We start from the raw sequence: 22,945 nt of genomic DNA, 5'->3' as shown, positions 1-22,945 counted from the left end.
ATAATAGCAATTTACGTATTAATTTGATTTAGTACCAATTTTATAAAACAGCCGTCTTAAATGAAAATATTTCATCTTAGTGCAGAATGTTATCCAATGGCCAAAGTTGGCGGATTAGCCGATGTTGTCGGGGCATTGCCGAAGTATCAGCAAAATGCCGGGCATCAGGTAAGAGTAGTGGTTCCTGCATATGATACAAAGTTTAAACACGAAAATGATTTTGAAACCGTACATTCAGGCAATGTTGTTTTAGGCAATTTTATATTTCCTTATAATGTTCTAAAGGAAACAACTGATAAACTTGGGTATGAATTATATCTGATTGAAATTAAGGATTTATTTGACCGTCCGAATGTTTATGGATATGAAGACGATATCGAACGTTTTATATCTTTTCAGATTGCTACTTTAGACTGGATTCTGGCTGAGAATATAATTCCAGACGTCATCAACTGCCACGATCACCATACGGGACTGATTCCGTTTATGCTGCAGTTCAGTTATAAATATGAAGTTTTAAGTAAGGTCCGAACTGTTATCACTATTCATAACGGATTGTATCAGGGATGGTTTGGTCACGATAAAATGCATTATATCCCTGAATTTGATGTGCGTCATGCAGGTTTTCTGGAATGGGATAATTGCTTGAATTCACTGGCAGTAGCCGTTAAATGTGCTGATGCTGTGACAACAGTTTCTCCGAGTTATCTGGATGAAATTAATGTTTCAGCAAACGGACTGGAATCATTATTTAATAAAGTACGAAGCAAATCAAAAGGAATCTTAAACGGAATAGATATTGAAGTTTGGAATCCTTTCACAGATAAAATGCTGGAATCCCATTATTCGATTGATAATTTTGAATTAGGAAAACAAAAAAACAAGGAGAAGCTATGTGAACGATTTGAGTTAGATCCCTCAAAACCTTTGTTTAGTTTTATTGGAAGATTATTTGATGAAAAGGGCGGCGATCTTTTGCCTCAGGCTGCAGCAATAGCGCTTTCTGAACATTTTAAAAACATCAATATCCTGATTTTAGGATCTGGAAATCCTGATATTGAAATGCAATTATTGCAGTTACGAGACAATTACAAAGGAAATTACAATGTTTTCATTGGTTATAATGAAGAACTGGCCCATTTAATTTATGCAGGTTCTGATTTTATATTAATGCCTTCAAGAGTAGAACCCTGCGGATTAAACCAAATGTATGCATTGCGTTACGGAACGGTTCCGATTGTAAGAAGAACAGGAGGTTTGAAAGATACCGTAATTGATTTTGGTGATGATGGGAACGGAATTTGTCACGATCAGGCGTCGGTTGAGGATGTCTGTTATTCCATTAATCGTGCTGTAAATCTGTATGATGATAAAAGCGGGTTTGATAAAATAATAAAAAAAGGAATGGCTACAGATCATTCCTGGGAAAGAGTTTGCCAAGAATACATCGAAACATATAACCAAATAATTCAGAAAAATGAAAGTTAACAAAAAAGGAGTAGTTGCAATTATTTTAGGGGGTGGTCAGGGATCGCGTTTGTATCCGTTAACAGAAACGAGGTCTAAACCTGCCGTTCCTATTGGTGGAAAATACAGATTAGTTGATATTCCAATATCAAATTGTATCAATTCTGATATTTTTAAAATATTTGTATTGACACAGTTCAACTCGGCTTCTCTGAATGCGCATATTAAAAACACATTTAATTTCAGTATTTTTAGTGAATCTTTTGTAGATATTTTGGCTGCTGAACAAACCCCTGATAATCCAACCTGGTTTCAGGGTACTGCTGATGCTGTTCGTCAGTGTATGTCACATTTCGTAAAACATGATTTTGAATATGCTCTGATTTTATCCGGTGATCAGTTATATCAGATGGATTTCAACGAGATGCTGGATGCCCATATCGCATCTGGTGCTCCTATTTCTATCGCTACTTTGCCGGTTAATGCAAAAGATGCACCGGATTTTGGAATTCTTAAAGCAAACAATGAAAGTTGTATTGAAGCTTTTATCGAAAAGCCACACGCTTCGCTTTTGCCGGAATGGGAATCTGAAGTGAGCGAACAAATGCAGGAAAAAGGTAAAAAGTACCTGGCTTCTATGGGAATATATATTTTTAACCGTCAGTTATTGGAGGAATTGATGGCGGATCCGGATACCAAGGATTTTGGAAAAGAAATCATTCCGCAGGCAGTAGGCAAGCATAAGATACTTAGCTACCAATATGAAGGCTACTGGACAGATATAGGAAACATTGATTCTTTTTTCGAAGCAAATATTGGTCTTACAGACGATATTCCTGAGTTTAACCTGTTTGACAACTACAGCAAAATTTTTACACGTCCGAGATTACTTCCTCCTTCAAAATACAGAAACTCGAATATAAATCAGTCTTTAATTTCTGAGGGGTGCATTATCAATGCAAACGAAATATCAAAATCTGTAATTGGAATTCGTTCCAGAATTGGAGACGGAACAGTAATCCAGCACTCATATGTTATGGGTAACGATTTTTATCAGGATATTGATGAGATGAATCAGGATTCCCTGAACAATAAAATCCAAATCGGAATAGGAGAGAACTGTTTTATTAAAAATGCTTTAGTTGATAAAAATGTACGTATTGGTAACAATGTCCACATCAACGGAGGTACTCATCTGGAAAATTTTACAAATGAATTGTATACAATTAAAGATGGAATTGTTGTTATTAAAAAAGGAGCCATTCTTCCGGATAATTTCAGGATAGATTAATTTTTAGTCCTTAGTCTTTTGTGATTAGTAAAGAGTATACTTTGTAATAATCACAAAAGACTAAAAACTATTATCAAAACTAAAAAACAACTAATTACTAAGTACTAGTCACTAATTACTAATTAAAATATGTCCAACGTTATTACGCATTCCCTATTTACTGATTTTGATATCGACTTATTCAAAGCCGGAAAACACTTTAAGTTATATGAAAAACTCGGTGCACACTTAATCGAAGTAGGTGGCGTAAAAGGAGTATATTTTGCTGTTTGGGCGCCAACTGCTCAATCTGTTTCAGTTGTAGGTGATTTTAATTACTGGACTCAGGGTGAACACATGCTTCAGGTGCGTTGGGATTCTTCCGGTATTTGGGAAGGCTTTATTCCCAATTTAGATAAAGGAGCTATTTATAAGTATAAAATCCAGTCTAATATTAACGGAGTTGTAACTGAAAAAGCAGATCCTTTCTCTTTATACTGCGAAAAACCGCCTCATACAGCTTCTGTAGTCTGGGATCTGGATTATAACTGGAAAGACGAAAAGTGGATGCAGTCACGTCAGGAACATAATGCTTTAGATAAACCTTATTCGGTTTACGAAGTACATTTAGGATCCTGGAAACGGGGTAATGACAACAAGTTCTTAACCTATCTGGAACTCGCTGACGATTTGGTTGTTTATGTTAAAGAAACAGGTTTTACGCACGTAGAATTTATGCCCGTTATGGAGTATCCATATGATCCTTCATGGGGTTATCAGCTAGTTGGTTATTTTGCCCCAACTTCCCGTTTCGGCAAGCCTCAGGATTTTATGGTTTTGGTTGATAAACTGCATGAGGCGGGTATTGGAGTGATTCTCGACTGGGTTCCGTCACATTTTCCTGATGATGCTCACGGTTTAGGTTTTTTTGATGGCTCCCATTTATATGAACATCCGGATCGCAGAAAGGGGTATCATCCCGACTGGAAGAGCCTTGTTTTTAATTACGGACGTAATGAAGTCAGGGCTTTTCTGATCAGTAATGCTGTTTTTTGGCTTCAAAATTATCATGTTGATGGTTTGCGTGTTGATGCTGTAGCTTCGATGCTGTATTTGGATTATTCCAGAAAAGATGGTGAATGGGAACCGAATATTTACGGAGGAAATGAAAATTTAGAAACCATCAGTTTTCTGAAGGAATTTAATGAAGTGATTTATGCTAATTTTGAAGGAGTTCAAACGATTGCAGAAGAAAGCACTTCTTTTCCGATGGTTTCAAGGCCAACATTTACCGGAGGTTTAGGTTTTGGAATGAAATGGATGATGGGATGGATGCACGATACTTTAAAATATTTTCAAAAAGAAACGGTTTACAGGAAATACCATCAAAACGATCTGACTTTTTCGATGACCTATGCTTTTACCGAAAATTTCATGCTGCCTTTTTCACATGACGAAGTGGTTTACGGAAAGCAATCTATTGTATATAAAATGCCAGGCGATGAATGGCAGAAATTTGCCAATTTAAGACTGCTATACGGCTATATGTTTACGCATCCCGGAACCAAATTATTGTTTATGGGATCTGAATTTGGACAAACTGCCGAATGGAATTTTGAGAATAGTCTGGACTGGCATTTATTACAATATGACTATCATTCAGGAATAAAAAAGATTATTACCGATTTGAATCAGTTTTACAAATCACAGCCTGCTTTATATGAAAAACAATTTAGCGGGGAAGGTTTTGAATGGATCAACTATTCAGATCATCAAAATGCTGTTATATCGTATATCCGAAAAGGAAATAATCCTCAGGAAAATTTGATTATTGTTTGTAATCTTACTCAGGTTGTTCGTGAGAATTATAGAATTGGAATTCCTCAGAAAGGAAAATTAAAAGAAATTTTCAATACTGATTCTCCTGTTTATAGCGGAAGTGGAGTAAGTAATCCGAGAACTTTGAAAATAGAATCTTATCCTTATGATGGAAGAGATTTTTCAGTGGAATTAACTTTGCCTCCATTAAGTGTTACGGTTTATTCTTTTGTATAAAAAGTATAGCTGTCAGCGTGCTGTGATTTTTTTAATTTTAAGGTTCTAAATTACTGAATTGATGTTTTTTTAATACCTAAATTATCACTCAGTCAGAAAAAACGTTTTCGTTAATAAACCTTTTATTCATAGCGTATTACTAAGTTTTTTTGTAAGTTTGAAACTAAAGGCAGCAGCATTAAATTTAATCCATTAGTCATATGATTACAAATACCGCACTAGAATACAAGGGTAATTTATTTCCGTCAAAAGTAGTTTCGTATGAACATGAAGGCGATTCCATTTCTTTTAATACAGATAATAACGTAATCTTAAAAGTCACTATTCTCAGGGACAGTTTAATTCGTTTTCGTTTTACTACAAAAGGCTATTTTAGTAATGATTTTTCGTATGCTATTGATAAAAGCCAGCTGCACGGTTATAATTTTCTGAATGTTACCGAAGAAGAGAATCATTTTGAAATCAGGACCAGCAAAGTAAAATGCAAAATTAAAAAGGCAGATCTTCGTTTGTCGATTTATGATTTAAACGACTTTTTGATTCTCGAAGACGAACTTGGTTTTCATTGGGAAGAAAGCTATGAATATGGCGGAAATATTGTAAAAATGAGTAAATCATCAAAAGATGGTGAATGTTTTTACGGCCTTGGCGATAAAGCTACTCAAATGAATTTAAAAGGAAAAAGAGTAGAAAATTTTGCTACCGACCAATACGCCTATCATAAAGATCAGGAGCCTTTGTATAAGGTAGTTCCTTTTTACATAGGTCTTCACAATAAACAATCTTACGGGATTTTCTTTGATAATACATTCCGTACTTTTTTTGACTTTTGTCAGGAAAGAAGAAACGTGACCAGTTTTTGGAGTGAAGGAGGGGAGATGAACTATTATTTTGTTTACGGACCTCAAATGCAGGATGTAGTTACCACTTATACCGATTTGACCGGAAAACCGGAATTGCCGCCGCTTTGGGTTTTAGGATACCACCAATGTAAATGGAGTTATTATCCGGAAAGCAAAGTAAAAGAAATCACTTCAAAATTCAGGGAACTTAAAATCCCTTGTGATGCCATTTATCTGGACATTGATTATATGGACGGTTTTCGATGTTTTACATGGAATAAGGATTATTTCCCCGATCCAAAGAAAATGGTTGCTGAATTGGCCGAAGATGGCTTTAAAACGATAGTAATCATTGACCCGGGAATCAAAATAGATAAAAATTACTGGGTTTATCAGGAAGGTCTTGAAAAAGACTACTTCTGTAAAAGAGCCGACGGGCCTTACATGAAAGGAAAAGTATGGCCGGGTGAATGTAATTTTCCGGATTATACCAATCCTGTAGTAAGGGAATGGTGGGCAGGATTATTCAAAGAATTAATTTCAGACATTGGGGTAAAAGGAGTGTGGAATGATATGAACGAACCTGCCGTTATGGAAGTTCCGAATAAAACTTTCCCCATGGATGTTCGTCACGTTTATGACGGAAACCCTTGCAGTCACAGAAAAGCACATAATATTTACGGTACTCAAATGGCGAGAGCTACTTATCATGGTGTGAAACGATTTGTATATCCAAAGCGTCCATTCGTCATTACAAGATCAGCTTATTCGGGTGCTCAGCGTTACACGTCTTCATGGACTGGTGATAACGTAGCAACCTGGGAACATTTATGGATTGCGAATATTCAGGTACAGCGTATGAGTATTTCCGGAATGGGTTTTACTGGTTCTGATATTGGCGGATTTGCAGAACAGCCAACAGGCGAATTATATGCGCGCTGGATTCAGTTAGGTGTTTTTCATCCGTTTTGTAGAACACATTCTTCAGGAGATCACGGAAATCAGGAACCATGGGCTTTTGATGAAGAGGTGATAAATATTACCCGAAAATTTGTGAGTCTTCGTTACCAGTTATTACCTTATTTATACACGATGTTCTGGCAGTATATCGAAGAAGGGATTCCTATGCTAAAACCTTTGGTATACTACGATCAGGATGATACGCAGACCCATTACCGCAATGACGAATTTATCTTCGGAAATCATATTTTAGTCTGCCCGATTTTAGAGCCTAATGCAGTAGGAAGACGTATGTATATTCCAAGAGGGGAATGGTACAACTATTGGACAAATGAATTTGCAACAGGAGGCCGTGAAGTTTGGGTTGACTCTAAGTTTGATGAAATTCCGGTTTTCGTAAAGGCTGGGTCTATTATTCCGAAATATCCGGTTCAGCAATATGTTGGGGAATTAGAATTTGATGAATTAACTCTTGATTTATATTATAAAAACGGTAAAGAGAAATCAGTAGTTTACGAGGACGCACAAGACGGATATGATTATAAAAAAGGACGTTACAGCTTTTTATCTTTCAGAACTATTGGAAAAGAAAAAGAACTTATTGTTCAATTGCATAAGGAAGGTAAATATGATACACCATACAGTAAATACAAAATTAATTTAATTGGACTGCCGTTTAAGGTTACTGAAATAGAAATTGACAATGAAAAAGTTGAATTTGATCCACTTACTTTAGAAGCAAATCATTTTTTAATTGTAGATAAAGAGTTTAGTGAACTTCATATTAGTGGGGAATAATATTCCTGCGGTAATAGTTTAAACTAAAGGGTTTAGCTTTTTTTAATTAAAGCTAAACCCTTTTTTAATGTATGGCGACTCCTGTTTTATAAGTAATACTATGTTCGCTGATATAAATCGGTTTTTCACAATGTCATTTGCATTTTTAGTCTGACCGGTACATAATTTATAAAAATCTTCTTTGGCTTGTTCTTCGGGAATCAGGAAACCATTAAAAGTAGTGAAATAACCATTTGACAAAGTAGTAGTTGAGCCGTCTAATTTTTCGAATTAAGATCTGGATCATAATATTTGAAGAAGGGCAAATTTGCTTTTACTTAGATTTTATAAAAAAATCAAAGTTTAATTATCCAAATCATTAATAGAAAAATCCATTGTAAAATTAAAATTGCTAAAATACCTTTTCTGCTAGGTTCGGTACTATTATGTAGTGCAGTTATTGTTTTCGTTTTTATAATATCTTTCAAGTCAATATTATCCTGACTTAAATCGACATCGTCCAATTTTATTTTTTTTAATCCAAATGACAATACTTTTTTCAACCATTTATTATCGGTTTCTGATTTTACCTGATCTAAAAGTTTAATTTTGGCTAATCCTAAATCGGCTCCTTTTTTTAAACCATCAGGTTGATTGTTTTTGAATTTTGTTAATACTGTATCTAATAATGGAGTAATTATGCTCTCTGACTTATCTTTTATCAAGCGATGTATAATTTTACTTATAATGTATTTGTTTCCAAGTAGCATATATAAAAAAGGTGCGAAAAAAATTAGGACAAGCAAGGTTGTTCCAACAGGTTTACTGGTAAAAAAGACTAATAGTAGTAGTGCTCCGGAATTAGTATGTGCTGCATGACCAACATTTGCGGACAATAAAAAAGATCCAATTACACAGCAAATTAAAGTATTAACTGCTCCTAATGAATTAACTTTTATAAAACTGAAAACTGCTACAGATGTTATTTTTGCAAAGTATTTTACTTGTTCTTTCATGAATTTTTTATTGGTATTGTACTAAAATCCTACTAAAAGAAGTTAAAATTAATATTTATAATATTCCTGTCCTTTATCATGTACAATACGAATATATTCTATTTCACCTTCGGTCTGGCGGTACATGATGTTATAAAAATCTGCTTTTGCTTGTTCATCAGGAGTCAGGAAACCATTAAAAGTAGTGAAATAACCATTTGACAAAGTAGTCGTTGAACCGTCTTCATGATTCGAATTAAGATCTGCATCATAATATTTGATGACAGGTAAATCTGCCTCTTCTCTTTTTTTATTAATATCAGATACTTTCATCCCTGCTTTTACTTCTGCACCTTCTATATTTAAGGATTTTGAATAAATTTTAAACGGATAAATGAAGTTTTTTGGCGCTTCGGATCCTACAGTCTCACTTTTTTCCATATCTGCGTAATCCGCATCTGAAGTAAACCATCCTGTTTTTTTATCTTTTTCTTTTATAAATGCTACGGATACTCTTCCTTTTGCTTCTTCTAGTTTTCCCATCTGTCCCAAAGGACTGTCGAGATTCATAAAGAATATATGGAGTTCGTCAATGTCAGTATTTTTTTCTGATTCAGAAACATATATTCCCAAATCATCCCATATATAAATAGTTGTTTGAAATATTCTGTCATATTTACCAAAAACCTTTATCCATTCGGCTATTGGTTTACCAAAAGGTAACTCATTATTTCTATAAGTAATACTATGTTCGCTGATGTAAAATTCGGTTCCAGGCATGAGTTCTTTTTTTGGGGTTTGACATTGCATGAGTATAGTACTCAATAGTATGATTGCTAATTGTTTCATTTAAAATAGTTTAAAATTTCCTGCACTTTTTTGTTGCTGATCACTCTTTCGGTTACCTGTTCGGCATGTTCATACAGAGTAGCACTTTGAAGTCTTGGTATAATATCTTTATTTTGATTACTCCATTTGTTAACTGTTTGATTCGCCCAGTCAGCAGCCTGGTAAACTGGGTGTATCGTATATTTGTTTATTACATATTTGGCAAGCTGTTCTCCTGTGGGATCGCTATTTGTTTTCCAGATCTCCAGAATTTTTTCGGCAACATCCTGTACTGCAATTTTGGCTAGCTCAGCCGCTAAAGGATTAAGTGGATGATTAAGGGCATCTTTGGCAATTTGGGTATGGGTTGGGTCGGTACCATAGTTTTTATTACTGTGTTCGGTCTGTTCTATTTTAAGATCATCATCTGCAGAACCCAGAAATAAATTATATGCAATATTATTAAATGTTGTTAAACAATCTCCCATATAGCTTAGTCCCCTGTCTATTATTCTCGCCGGCCAGCCAATAAATTCTACTGCCGCTGCTTTCGCATCAATTAATTTTAAATAATTTTGATACATAGTCAATATTTCAGAGGCCTTCATTCCCATATACACCGGATATTTTTCCAGACCATCAGACTGCTGTCCTTTTGATAAATCCTCTAAAAGGGTGAGTATAAAAGCATCCTGAAATGTCCTGTCCCCAGGTTTTCTTTGTACATAATCCTGTATTCCAACAGGAAACATTTTTTCGCCTACTTTAGGTAATACGCTTGCCATGGTATCGTCTAACAAAAACTTACCTGTTACTATAGGAATCGTACTGTAATCCTGACCCTGTTTGCCTTCTACCCATGGATATACCAACAAAAGATTTTTTCCTAAGGTACTATTTTTGTTTTGGTCCAGTAGCAAACTTCCTGCTTTTATCAACGAAATTTCTACAAAATTAGTGTGTGAAAAAAAGTCTTCCAACACATGAAAAGCGGCACCCAAATGCCTGAAACCGTCTTTGTTTTTACCATATTGAACCGCCAGTTTTATTTGTTGAAACATATATGCATCTGCTGTTGGTCTTAAAGGATCAGGAGTATCTTTTGTCGCTATATAATTTTTTACATTAAGGTCATTTAACACTAGTGATTTAGGGTCTTCTCCTGCATAGAGCTTTTTCATAATGTACTGCCCTTTTGCGTATTCATACTGAAAAGAAATACTCAGACTGCTAAAATCATTTAAATCTTTTGGATTGTCTATGTGTTCTTCAGGACGATAGATTCCCAAAATATCTTTGGTAAGCCCACCATAATCTTTTTGAAAAACCTTTACATGATCTTGATAATTAGGAGTGAATTTATCAGAGCCAAACACAAATTCTTTGGCGGCCAATATTTCTAAAAGTTTTATCAAACCCTCATGAGATACTTTGTAAGGATTCATTTTCAGCAGGCTGTTAAGATGCTTTATCCCACTTTGCTTTATTTTGTCAATATCCGGTTTTTCAAGCCTAATACTGCTTTCTAAAATAATTTGAGAATAATCGCGAAGCCAGTTGCCATAATAGATTTGTTTTACCTGTAATTCGGTTAGTTTTCTATTTCTAACCATCTCTTTTAAAGCTTCTCTTTCAATACCCCCGTGCATACCTGCCTCAAAGCCTGCGCCAAAGCCTTCATTGTCTTCGTTTGGGTTGGCATCATATTGTTTTTCTTCGTTTACATATTCTTTTAGCTCTGTATGTAACTCACTAAAATCGACTATAAGTTCTCCTGCAAAATTTGAGGTTTCTACTGTAGCAAAACAAAGCTGTTTTTCGTTAAAAATATCAAAATTAAACAAGGCGTAGGCAAACTTGGCACCTTCGTCTATATAATCGGTATCTTTTATTCCATTGGTTGCGAGCTCTGTTCTTAATAAATTATCTATATGATGCCCATATTCTTCTACCAAAGCAGCCATCAATTCTGCTCTCACATCATTGTCCTTTATTGCTAGATCTATAAAATGCTCCCATACGAGTATCTTTTTTTGATAGTTACTGTAATTGGCTTTTCTTCCATTCATAGGAGTTCTTGTAACGACTATCTCAGGAACTTTAATAGTCCCATCACTAAGACCTCTGTATAGTTTGCTTAAGGCGCTGGCTTCAATTTCATTGCCAAAAACCCCAACCATAAAAAACATAAATGGCAGTTCATCCAATTGCTTAGCTAAGGAAACTAATTGTTCATGTGCGTATGTACTATTGAGTTTATAGTTGCTCTCTATAATTTTAACAGGAGGGGGAACATATTTTTCCGGTTCTCCATAAGTAGTTTCCGGAGCAGACATCTCGATTTTTTTTTCGGAAATAAATTTGATTCCGCTCTTGGCATATATGGTGTTAGTACCACCAGTGATCTCGGTAATTTTACCTTTTACATATCTGGTTCTTGACATACTTTTTACTCTGAGGTTATTGTATTTGTTAGAAAATCGATTACTTTAAATTGCCCGTCATCATAAAATGTCTTGTTGGCCAGATCCTGAATATCTTCTTTAGGCAATAGCATTATCGTTGTACCGTTTTTTAATCGGATCTCTTCACCATGATGATTTAATTCAAAAGATTCCCCATTAATTTGTACTTGACAGGATGTGTTTGACATAGAATTGCCAAACGGATCTTTATAGGTTACTTCATCGTTATTTATTATATAGACAGCTTGGTTTTTATGATTGCAAAACATTTGGAGTCTACCTTCTCTCTGTATTATTGTTATTCCGTGAATAGTTTCCATGGTTTTGAATTAATTTTGATTGGTACTTTCACTACTGTTTTTCTCTATTCCTTTTTCTGAATGTATTTTGTATTTTTCTGTGGTATGGGAAACAATTTCACCTTCACTTACGGTTTTTCGCTCTTTTTTGGTTTCCGAATGTAATTCTCCTTCGAAATATTCTGAATGGCTTCCTGTTACATTTAATAAACTATCACCTCCAACTATCGTACTATGCATCATTCCAACAGAGGTCGATTTATCAACCCCTGCACTTTCAGTAATATTCATTCCTGCAGTGGTTGTAATATTTTCAGAAGCATTCATAATAATATTAGAGGCATTCATGGTTATGATTTTTGGTGCCGTAATATTGATATTTCCATCAATCGTATCGAACTGAATTTCATTACCAATTTTATCTGTGATAATGATACTTTCGTCTTCCGTAAATTTTAGAATATGTCCACTTCTGGTATGAATCGCTTTTACATTATTCTGACCGTCTGCATAACCGCTTGTAGCATTTCCATTGTATTGCGTTCCCAAAACATACGGATTCTGTGCATTGCTCCCTTCAAAGCCCACCAGCACTTCTTCGTCAATTTCAGGTATAAAGTAAAATCCTTTTCCTGAACCCGAATGTGGCTGAATCATTCGAAGCCAATCACTTGAATTGTTTCCGCCTGCCCAGTTGAATTGTACTTTTACGCGTCCCAATCCTTCCGGGTCGTTGTTGTCTTTTACTTTTGCTGGCTGTGTTTCTGCTTTCGCAAATACATGTACGTCTGTATAATGAGGGGCTGCAACATCTGCCGGAATGGCCTTGAAATTACAGGAATAGTTTCCATGGACCTGAGAAACATGTGTTACTTCTGTCACAATCAGTTCGTGTTCTACAGTCTGGTTTATGATACTAAAAACCTGTCCAAGTCCTAACGGAAAATAAGATATTCCGCTGTAATATACACTATTGGCGTCGCTGCCTGCGGTCTGCAGTCTGACCATTTCCTGTATTTCTTCGCTGCTTTGGGCATTGGTGGTGTAAGCTCCATTATTCAAATCGTTTTGGGCAACGGTTCCCTGATTATGTCCCACTACAGCAGAAAAACTGTCTTTGCTTCCTGATGAAGTTCTTGCTGAGGCATTACGAATGTTGGATGCTCCATTGTAATCATACCCTCCCAAAGAAATTTTATGGGAAGCCATGTTGGTCTGGATTTTAAAACCATGAAGCGAAGACCCGTTGATGAGTTTTATTTTGCTGGTTTTGGTTTGTCCGAACTGCATCCGCATTCCATCAAAATAGAACCACTGCCCGTATCGGCTGGCCAATCGTTTCAAGAAATCAAAATTGGTCTCATTGTACTGGGCCAGGTATTTGAATTCCTGAAGGTAAGTCGATTTTATAGCATCCCTTTCATAGAATTCTCCCGGTCCTTCTGCTAAAATATCGAGCACGATATCATTCATGCCTCTTTGCTGATAGGTTCTTGACTTTTTCATATCGTCCAGCACAATAGTGTGGCTGATGCCTTTGACATGCAATCCTTCGGCACTGCCGTGAAGGTCTATTGATGAAAGCTCGGTAATGATTCCTTTGCTCATCAACCTTATTCCGGTAAGGCTTTTAAAGGTAAAGATAACTTCATCGCCAAGATAGGTTCGCAATGCCTTTGCCTGGTCTGCGGGGTTTATGATCGCCTTGCCTGTGTATTGCCATACAAAAGAAAAATGATGGTGATCGGCCATCTTTTGTGACAGTTCTAAATTATGATAAACGACGTTTTGGGTAAAACTCCCTATGCTGATATGTACCTGTTCTGAAAAATGTCCCATAACTATTTTTACATTAATTATTAAGTAAGATTTTTTTTGTAAAAATAGAATTTTAAATTACTTTAACAAATATAATAAGTTATAATTTGTATTTATTTTACTACATAATAAAGTAATGATATATTACATGGGAATAAAGTATGAAAATGTTTTTTAGCAAATTATAATAGTAGATTTTACAACCCAATTAGGTTATTGGTATATTTAACTTATAGTTTTTTCAATTCAGTAATTACCTTTGAGGGAACTTTCAAAACAGTTCCATGACGTGTGCCTTTAGGAAAACTAACCTCATCAGAAATGTCTTCCCAGCCTTTGGAGGTTTGTTTTACGGCACCATATTTCTTTTGAGTGTATTTATCAAAATATACAATCCATTCATTGTTTATTTGAATAGCAGTAGGGCCTTCAGCCCAGTAATTTCCTGTAATAGGTTCACTTGCCTTTGTGTATGGACCTTTGAGTTTTTTACTGGTTGCTACTTTTAAATTTTTCTGAACCGGTACTTTGGTTTCGTCTTTTAAATACATGGTGTAACCTTTGTCTGTTTTTACAATAGAAGCATCGATAACATTAAACCCAGGTTCGTAAAGTAATTTGGTTTTGGAGAACTTTTTGAAATCTTTGGTTTTTGTGTAATAAATTCTGTGATTGTATCCTTTTTCTTCTTCCGATTTGGTTTCTAAAAACTTTCCGTCAATTGTTGAGGCCCAGTAAATCATATAAGTTTTAGATTTTTCATCATACGTAATTTCCGGAGCCCAGGTATTTCTTGCTTTGTTTTCATGTGCCATAACCGGAATAAATTCCTGTTTTGACCAGTGAATCAAATCTTTTGAGGAAGCATAACCTATACCTTTGTCTGTCCAGCTTACAGTCCAAACCATGTGATATAAGCCGTCACCGTCTTTTATTACACAAGGATCACGCATAAGTTTATCTTTTCCAACTTCAGGAGTTAAAAAAGAGGTATCATTTTTTAAAGTATTCCATTTATAGCCGTCTTCGCTGTATGCCATATGCAGTCCGTCTTCGCCATTACCCTTAAAATAAGTGAATACATAACCATCAGAATTTAAAATATAATCGTTAACAGCCAGCCATTTTTTGCAGGTTTCAGGCCAGTATGCATTAGTGCCTTTTACGCCAAGACCAAATCCATGACCTCCGTTTTCATATAAATGCATCTCTGCCGGGACTTTTTCTTTTTTTAAAGCGAGGTAATAATTGATACTATTTTCTACTGGCACAGCTTTATCATCTGTAGCATGAATCAAAAATGTTTTGGGCGTTGAAGCCGTTACCTGTTTTTCATTAGAATATTTGTCAACTATTTCGCCCTGAACATTTTTGCCTAGTAGATTGTCTTTAGAACCCTGATGCGTAATACCTTCCTGCATAGATATTACAGGATAAATCAAAATTGAGAAATTAGGTTTTGCGCTTGTTGTATCAGAAGGAATATAAACTTTATCGTCATAATGTGTAGCTAAAGTTGCTGCCAGATGACCTCCGGCAGAAAATCCCATGAAACCAATTTTGTTAGGGTCTAATTTCCATTTTACTGCATTTCTTCTAACCAGACGAACGGCTTCCTGTGCATCCTGCAATGGTCCGACAGTTTTGTTTTTCATAATCAAATCGCTAGGCAATCGGTATTTTAAAACAAAAGCATTTATACCTAAGCTGTTAAGCCATTCGGCAACTTTATAGCCTTCTTTGTCAATGGCTAGCATTCCGTAAGCACCTCCGGGGCATATTATAACGGAAGTTCCGTTTGATTTTTCCTGATCTGCAAAATAAGCTGTCAGAGTAGGTACTGTTACTTTGCGTACGTCTACAGCAATGCCATCTTTATTAGTGACTATTTTTTCTGTATATTCTTTGTTTTCAATCGCATCAGGAATTTTGTCCCATAACGGAATTTCCTTTTTTTGTGAGAATACAGAAAGACTCATCCCTAAAGAAATACAAAATAAGGCTGCCTTAAATCGGTTTAAATTATTTGATTTTTTCATAAAATTCTATTTCTACAATGCGTAATTGTCCTTTTGCATTTACTGCTGTTGGGTCTTTAAATAAATCCAAATCTTTGTTTGCTTCGACTTCAACAATTTTAGAGAATCCATCTTTTTCTGTGTTAGATCCGATGAGTTCGATTGTTATTTTATCAGCTAAAACCGGTTCTAAAGGAATAGTGATATAGCCTAAACTTTGCGTTGTATTTCCTTCGAAAACTTCTTTATCACCTGCTAAAATACGAATTGGATAGATTTTAGACCTCCATCCTGTCAATTTAATTACACATTCATCCACTATTGAAGGTTTTGACAATGTATACGTTATGGAACCACTTTTTATATTCCCATCATTTTTCCATTCCGTCAATTCGTTATCATCATAACTTTTAAATGTCTCATTATTATTAGAAGGCGATGAAGCGTTTACTATAGCAACAGGATTTCTTTTTATTGTGTATGATGGTGTTTTAGGAGTAGGACCTCTTTCTAAATTTGACGCTAAATTAATACCCGGAATTGCTGTAGAAAGTCCATTTTGATTCTTTATCGTTTTACTTTCAAAAGCCACTTCTGCAGGTTTTAATCCTTTGGCTGTAGCCGAAATTTTTATTTTTCCACTTTTTATCATAGATTGTAGCATAACTCTGTTAACGCCATTTTCAACCGGAATCGTTTTAGAAAGAATATAATTTTTTGGACCCTGTGCAATTCCACCTAACCAGGTTACCGGACCTTCAACAGAAAAAGCGATCATGTCATTGCTGATTGGACAGCGATTTCCGTTTTTGTCAATCACTTCAACATCAACTATTGCTACATCAGCACCGTCAGCCAAAAATCCCTGTTTTTGCGTAATTAATTTTAATCTGATTACTTCTGGATTTCCAACAGTTATTTTGGAGTCTTCACTCAAAATAGTTCCTTTTTCATTGTAGCCAATCGCTTTTATAGTACCTTCTTTAAAAGCAATGTTTTCAAAGGTAAAGAGAAACTGGTTGCTTTGTTTTCCAAAACCCTGCGAGATTCCGTTAATGAAAAGTTCTACTTTTGAGGCTGTTGAAACCACGTAAATGTTTTTGACCACTTTATCAGCATAATTCCAGTGTCCCATAATGTGAGTACGGTGTTTTTCGATATCAACCCAGCCGTCCCACATTACCTGATGTGCCCAAAATCCGTCTTTTGGAATACGCATGGCATCTAGCTCGCCACTGGTCCTGTAATTAGATTCGCCTCTATGATGGGTATTGGAGTCGGAAAAAATAATATTAACACCACCCGAATTTACTCTTTTTCCTGTTCCGGGTCTTTCCCTGTAATAATCATACCACCTTGTAATATTTTCGATGGCATGACGGTCCTGATTGTGGTTGTAGTCTTCAGCAGGTTTATCGCGGTATAGAGGACCAGCACCTTCTTTGTGAAAAGGAGGAGAGAATTCGTCCCAGTATTTACGAAGGCCTTCATCTCTTGAATATTCGGTTGCCCATAAAGGGATTCCTGCACTTTTATTAATGTAAAGCATTTCCCCGCCATATTCAGCTTCTTTGCTGTCGAGCATTTCACGGGAGCCGATAGCGCGTCCGCCGTTGGGATCGTATAGATTTCGGATGGCTTTCATTTCTTTCATATGCTCTTCGCTGATAGATTCATTGCCGCTCTCATAAAAAATAATACTTGGGTTATTCCGGTTGTAAATGATAGCATCGCGCATTAAGTTGACACGCTGCTTCCATTGTTCGCCTTTGGCATCCTTTTCAGCATCTCCGGCGGGCATTGCCTGTAATAAGCCAACTCTGTCGCAGGATTCTACATCTTGCTTCCAGGGTGTAACGTGCATCCAGCGTACTAAATTCCCGTTCCCTTCTACAATTAATTTATTACTGAAATCACTCAGCCATGGCGGAACAGACATTCCGATAGCCGGCCATTCGTTGCTGGTTCGTTGTGCGTAGCCTTTTATCTGAATCACTCTGTCATTCAGCCAGATTTCGCCATTTTTGAATGCTGTTTTGCGAAAGCCGGTTTTAGTAGAAACTTCATCAACGACTTTTCCATCGACTTTTAAAATGGTTTTTACTGTGTATAAATAGCCGTAACCCCAGCTCCAAAAATGTAAATTATTAATGAATTTACTGGCTTTAATAATTTTTGTTTCATTAGGAAGAAGGCTTGCTTTTTCACCGGTAAATGAAGCAATTGTTTTACCCTCGATATCTTCAATAACGACATTGTATTCTACCTTTTTTTCTGTATCAAATTCATTACGAATTTCAGATTCAGCATGGATAATAGCAGTTTGTTCCTGAATATTTATATCAGATGGATAAACATACACTCCAGTAGTTTTTAGGTTAGAATAGAGTGGAAGTGTTTGGTATAATTTATTTGTAATATGAAGAAAAACGTTTTTCGGTATTCCACCATAATTGGCATTAAAATTCATATTATTCCATTGATAAGTAGAATTCGTTGCTATTTCCCTGTATTTCCAGTCATTATCAATTCTTAAGGCAATTGTGTTTTCTGCCGGAAAAGGTTTGATCATTTTAGAAATATCAAACCCAAAGCCCATCACACCATTTTCATGAATGCCTGCTTTTTCTCCGTTTACATAAATAACACCTCCCTGTCGAATTCCTTCAAATTCGATAAAAATCTTATTGTCTTTGACTCCTTTAGGAAGTTTAAATTTCTTTCTGTACCATACAATTCCGGTGGTATGGTGGTCAATATCCTTTTCAAAAGCCTCTTCCTGGTTGTAGGCATGAGGCAGTGTAACTTTTCTCCAGTTGGTATCATCAAAAACAGGAGATTCCGCATTTTGAAAATCTCCTGTTTTTAGTTTCCAATCGGAATTGAAATTGTATTTTTCTCTTTTAAATTCTTGCGAAAAAAGACCTGAATTGAGAAATATCAAAACAAGACAAAAGAGTATTTTTTTCATGATGGTCTTTGGTTAGTTTGCGTGAGGGATAGAAGTGGAGCTCCCCCGATTTTTTATCGGGAAGCGGGAACGTATAGCCCGACCCGACCTTTTTGGGAGGGGCACGCCCACATTATTTCATCTTATAAATTTCTGATCCGGCCAGTAAAAAACAACCTAATCCGTAATCTTCAAAATCAGGGATTTTATCGTAGGATAGCGGCTGCCCGTCTTTTGGCTCTTTTCCTGTAGATTGCAGGTAGCCTAAAAAACCTGTATCATGTAAAGCATCTTTAGTTATGGCGTTCCATGCTTTTTCAACTACTGGCAAATACGTTTCTTTTTTTAAGATTCCGCTATTGATTCCGTAAGCCATTCCGTACACAAATAAAGCCGTGCCGGATGTTTCTTTTTCACCAAAATTGGTTGGATCATGCAAACTTACATTCCAGAATCCGTCAGGTCTTTGAATTGGAACTAAAGCTGCTGCCATTGCTTTTAGATCTTTTACATATTGTTCTCTGTGAGGTGCATTTTTAGGAATTATAGTCAATACCTTCGCTAAAGCACCAATTACCCAGCCATTTCCGCGGCTCCAGTAGCAATCTTCGCCATTTGGTTCTTTGTAAGGAGGATCAAAATCAGCGTCACGCCACCATAAGCCATCTTTCGGATTGTAAAGGCCGTGATCACCGTGTTTGTTTCTAGAATACATGTACATTTGATACATTTTTTCGTAATAGCGGTTATCTTTTTCTAAAACACCCAATTTTGCAAAAACCGGCATTCCCATTTGAATAGCATCAATCCATGACCAGTCGTCTAGTTGAGGCGTGTTCAATAGCATGTTTATATTGGCTTTGGTATTCTTTAGTTTTTTGGGATCCGGTTCTAAATTGTACAGATCAATATAAGTTTGTGCTGCACAGTAATTATCAGCATTGCGGGTTACGTTTCCGCCGTTAAAACCCCATTTATGGAATTCTGACCAGTCATAAGCATATTGGTAATAGGCCTCTTTTGGGAAAATTTCATGCAGTGCCATTAATCCTTCATAATAAACACCACGAGTCCAGATGTTGCTTGGACGTTCTTTGTTAGTTATAATAGTTTTACCAGTTTCAGGCCATTTTTGCATAAAATAATCATTTGCCAGAATCATTTGCTTCAATACTAATTTTTTATCAAATGGCTGCTGTGCGTTTGTAGTGTTCGTATATGAAAGGCATACTACAAACAATAAAAGTAATTTTCTCATTTTTGTATTCTTTATAGGAATTAATTTTGTTGTTTTAAAGCTGTGATCGTAACAGGTCCTAATAATCCGGAAGGCATTGGGTTCCATTTTGTGGCATCGAATTTTTTATAGTCTTTGTCAACCATATTGATTTCGTAGAAAACTTTCCATTCTTCGCCTTTTAATTCTTTATCGCGAATTCTGTTAGCGGAAAGATTTGTTACCTGAATTTTTAAAATATTTTTTCCAGGTTTTAATTTTCCGATATTTAATTTATAAGGAACTGACCAGGCCGTGCCAATGAATTCATCGTTTAACCATACTTTGGCGCTTTCGCGCACATCGCCTAAATTTAGACTCCATGATTCTGTTTTAGCGTTTGGATTTTCAAATTCAAGTGAGTAGGTTGCTGATCCGGAAAATGCTTCGGCTTCCGCGCCAAATTTTGTCCATGATTCCAGATTCGAAATGTTTACACTTGGAGGTAATTTTGGTCCTCCTTTATCAAAATTAATTTTCCAGTTTCCTTTCAAAACAATTGCATCAGAAGCTGGCTCGTAATAGTTCCATTTTTTTTGCGAAGCAGTATTCTCTGTTTTAAGGAAATAAGATTGTCCCGGTTCAATTTTGACTTTTACCAAAGTGTTTTTGGCAGTTTTCTGAACGACTGCATTTCCGAAGTTTCTGTTTAAAGGATCAAAAATGACAACTTCCTTGTTGCCAATTTCTAACGGAATAAATCCATCAATTGTCTTTGGAGTATGATTTACCAGATAATATATTTTTTCGCCGTCAATATTTCTTCGGATAAATTTCAAACCTGTATTGACAAGTGTTTCAGGATATATCTGAGCCTTTTCTAACGTTTCAAAAATATTTAAAACAGGTTTTACTGCCTCTTTGTTTTCAGTCAAAACAGACTGAAGTTTTGTCTCCTGAGTTTTATAATCATTAAAACCAGGCACAGATTCAGGTAAGCCCTGAAAAATTACTTTACCACCGGCTTTTTGTAATTCAATCAGCTTTTGTAAAGTGGCCAGAGGCATTTTTTTGCAGGACGGAACAATTAATGACTTGAAAGTACCGCCTGGAAGAGCGATATTACCATTTACGACTTTAGCTTCGGCAATAAAATTATCCGAAATAAAATCGACTCCATAGCCTTTTTGCATTAGCTCTTTTGTAGTGTTGTAAAAAGCAGTTCCGTGCAGCCATTCATCTAAAGAATGTATTTTGAACTGAAAAAATAAAGTTCCTTTATGATATTGGTCCCAAGTGTCAAAAATAGGCCAGTAAAGTAAAATTTCATTGTCTGATTTTCCTTGTTGCAGCATGGACTGGCAGTTGGAAATATAGGAAAACAAGGAAGGAGCATCCTCCCAAATGTTATTGTTTGCGTTGAAATTTACAGAAGCATAAAATTTCCATCCTGGCCATGCAGCTCTTTCCGGTGAATAAGTAGAGCCATGAAGAAAAATATGATTGACACCATTTAGCATTAAATCTTCAGCTTCTGGTTTGCATTGTGATAACGCGGTTTTAAAATGTTCTCTTAGCCACGTAAAGGTTTCAGACGAAACCAGGTTTTTTCCTGAAATATGTGCTGCCGATGAAGAAAATTTAAGCATTACCGGATCAGCATCACCTTCACGTATATCGTCTTTTTCACGTCTGAAACCCGGAATATCAAAAGGCATTGATCCAAAAGTTTCACATTCAGGAATATCCGCAGAAGCATATAAATCAATCAAATTCCCGGGAGATCCGTGTGCCTGAAGTTTGGTCTTGAAGTTTTTTGAATTGGCCCATTGCGTCCACGGCTTATCAAAATTATTCAGTAATAAGTCGCCTATAGTTTGTCTGTAATCACTTCTTATTCTATTTGCTATTTCATTGTCAGATTCACTTAACAGCACAGGTAATTGTTTTTTAAGATCATATCCTCTACGGTTTTGGAATTCAGTGAAAAAATTTGGCGTAAAATCCGTTCCGTAAACTTCATAACTATCATTAAAAATAGCCCTGATTTTCCCCTCGCGTCCTTTCAAAGCATTGTTAAAAGGAACTACATAAGCGTTTAATGCTTCTTTAGAATAATGATCCAGCGTATAGCCACTTCCTCCTGGAGCTGCCCTTTTTACCTTTTGGCCGGTTTTGCCGCTAAAAACAGCATAAATAGTGTAATCTGTTTTTTTGGCTTTCCATTTTAATTTGTTTGGTTCTGAATTGTTAGGTAAGCTTAGAGAAGTTCCATCAATACCTTTATCATTTAGTTTTGAATTTTTATTTTTCAACTGATCTGTTAGATTAACATAACTTCCATCGCTGCCGTATGCAATTACATATAAAAGTTCAGCCGGAGTTTTTTCCTTAGTATCTTCAAGTTTAATAGAACGATCTATTGTCTCATTCTTTTTTAGCTGATATTTTTCGACAATCAGTTTTGTGGCTGCATGAGGCAGGGTAACATGAGAACCTCCGTAAGGCCATCCGGTACCTAAAACCATATCAACCTGCATATGAAGACTATCCGAAACATGAATAGTATAATCGAGCATGTCCATCCATTTTGGAGAAAGATAATCGATGAAATTGTTTTCTTCACCTTTTACACCATATATAGGGGTAATTTCTACACCGCCAATTCCGGCTTTATGAAAATCTATAAGGCTCTTTTTTAAGTTAGGTTTGTCCACCGCACTTCCCATCCACCACCAACGTGTCCAAGGCTGATTTATGTTACTGGAATCTGGCCAGGGGGATTTATCTGACTTTTGGGAAAATGAATTAAGAACAAAACAAAAAACAGATAAAAAGGCAAGCAGGGTTTTCGTATGTTTCATTATGATGATTATATACAGTGATTGATAGAAAAATTATTTGAAGTTGGTATTGAAAGCAAATAAATCATGAAAAGTAAATATAAATGTGATTTACGAAATTGCTATCCTGTTCCGTCCTGTT

The 22,945-nt window shown here is 35.9% G+C and carries 13 protein-coding genes; 4 read left to right on the top strand and 9 right to left on the bottom strand.

The window, feature by feature from the left end:
- Positions 1-60 precede the first annotated feature (60 nt).
- The 4 genes from OZP09_RS02325 to OZP09_RS02310 all read left to right on the top strand — a co-directional run bounded on the left by OZP09_RS02325 (position 61) and on the right by OZP09_RS02310 (position 7,392).
- Positions 61-1,488 (top strand): glycogen synthase, encoded by a 1,428-nt coding sequence (locus OZP09_RS02325; RefSeq protein WP_269236342.1) that lies wholly within the window; start codon positions 61-63, stop codon positions 1,486-1,488.
- A complete protein-coding gene (locus OZP09_RS02320; RefSeq protein ID WP_269236341.1) occupies positions 1,478-2,758 on the top strand; it encodes a glucose-1-phosphate adenylyltransferase in 1,281 nt (426 codons plus the stop codon). Before OZP09_RS02325 ends, OZP09_RS02320 begins: the two co-directional genes overlap by 11 nt.
- A gap of 129 nt (positions 2,759-2,887) precedes the next feature.
- On the top strand, positions 2,888-4,792 hold the full coding sequence (glgB, locus tag OZP09_RS02315; RefSeq protein WP_269236340.1) for a 1,4-alpha-glucan branching protein GlgB: 1,905 nt from the start codon (positions 2,888-2,890) through the stop codon (positions 4,790-4,792).
- Positions 4,793-4,992: 200 nt separating this feature from the next.
- Positions 4,993-7,392, top strand: coding sequence for a glycoside hydrolase family 31 protein (locus tag OZP09_RS02310; protein ID WP_281310217.1), 2,400 nt, complete (start codon positions 4,993-4,995; stop codon positions 7,390-7,392).
- A gap of 335 nt (positions 7,393-7,727) precedes the next feature.
- On the opposite strand, the gene OZP09_RS02305 is transcribed toward OZP09_RS02310, so the two are convergent.
- The 9 genes from OZP09_RS02305 to OZP09_RS02265 form a co-directional block, all read right to left on the bottom strand.
- The gene (locus tag OZP09_RS02305) at positions 7,728-8,387 is read right to left on the bottom strand and encodes a hypothetical protein (RefSeq protein ID WP_281310216.1); all 660 of its coding nucleotides are present in this window, start codon (positions 8,385-8,387) and stop codon (positions 7,728-7,730) included.
- 48 nt (positions 8,388-8,435) lie between these two features.
- Entirely contained in the window at positions 8,436-9,215 is a 780-nt protein-coding gene (locus tag OZP09_RS02300; RefSeq protein ID WP_269236337.1) for a DUF7738 domain-containing protein, read from the bottom strand.
- Positions 9,212-11,638, bottom strand: coding sequence for an HET-C-related protein (locus OZP09_RS02295; protein WP_281310215.1), 2,427 nt, complete (start codon positions 11,636-11,638; stop codon positions 9,212-9,214). Before OZP09_RS02295 ends, OZP09_RS02300 begins: the two co-directional genes overlap by 4 nt.
- 5 nt (positions 11,639-11,643) lie before the next feature.
- On the bottom strand, positions 11,644-11,979 hold the full coding sequence (locus tag OZP09_RS02290; RefSeq protein WP_269236335.1) for a hypothetical protein: 336 nt from the start codon (positions 11,977-11,979) through the stop codon (positions 11,644-11,646).
- A 9-nt stretch (positions 11,980-11,988) separates the two neighbouring features.
- Positions 11,989-13,797 (bottom strand): type VI secretion system Vgr family protein, encoded by a 1,809-nt coding sequence (locus OZP09_RS02285; RefSeq protein ID WP_269236334.1) that lies wholly within the window; start codon positions 13,795-13,797, stop codon positions 11,989-11,991.
- Between the two features lie 209 nt (positions 13,798-14,006).
- On the bottom strand, positions 14,007-15,815 hold the full coding sequence (locus tag OZP09_RS02280) for a prolyl oligopeptidase family serine peptidase (RefSeq protein ID WP_281310214.1): 1,809 nt from the start codon (positions 15,813-15,815) through the stop codon (positions 14,007-14,009).
- Positions 15,799-18,765 (bottom strand): glycoside hydrolase family 2 protein, encoded by a 2,967-nt coding sequence (locus OZP09_RS02275; protein WP_269236331.1) that lies wholly within the window; start codon positions 18,763-18,765, stop codon positions 15,799-15,801. Before OZP09_RS02275 ends, OZP09_RS02280 begins: the two co-directional genes overlap by 17 nt.
- 112 nt (positions 18,766-18,877) lie before the next feature.
- Positions 18,878-20,002 (bottom strand): glycoside hydrolase family 88/105 protein, encoded by a 1,125-nt coding sequence (locus tag OZP09_RS02270; protein ID WP_269236330.1) that lies wholly within the window; start codon positions 20,000-20,002, stop codon positions 18,878-18,880.
- Between the two features lie 20 nt (positions 20,003-20,022).
- Entirely contained in the window at positions 20,023-22,824 is a 2,802-nt protein-coding gene (locus tag OZP09_RS02265) for a glycosyl hydrolase (protein ID WP_269236329.1), read from the bottom strand.
- Positions 22,825-22,945 lie beyond the last annotated feature (121 nt).

It is taken from the genome of Flavobacterium flavigenum, assembly GCF_027111255.2.
GTDB lineage: Bacteria > Bacteroidota > Bacteroidia > Flavobacteriales > Flavobacteriaceae > Flavobacterium > Flavobacterium flavigenum.
The sequence above is the reverse complement of the archived record's forward strand: the minus strand, read 5'-3'. Positions and strand labels throughout refer to the sequence as shown.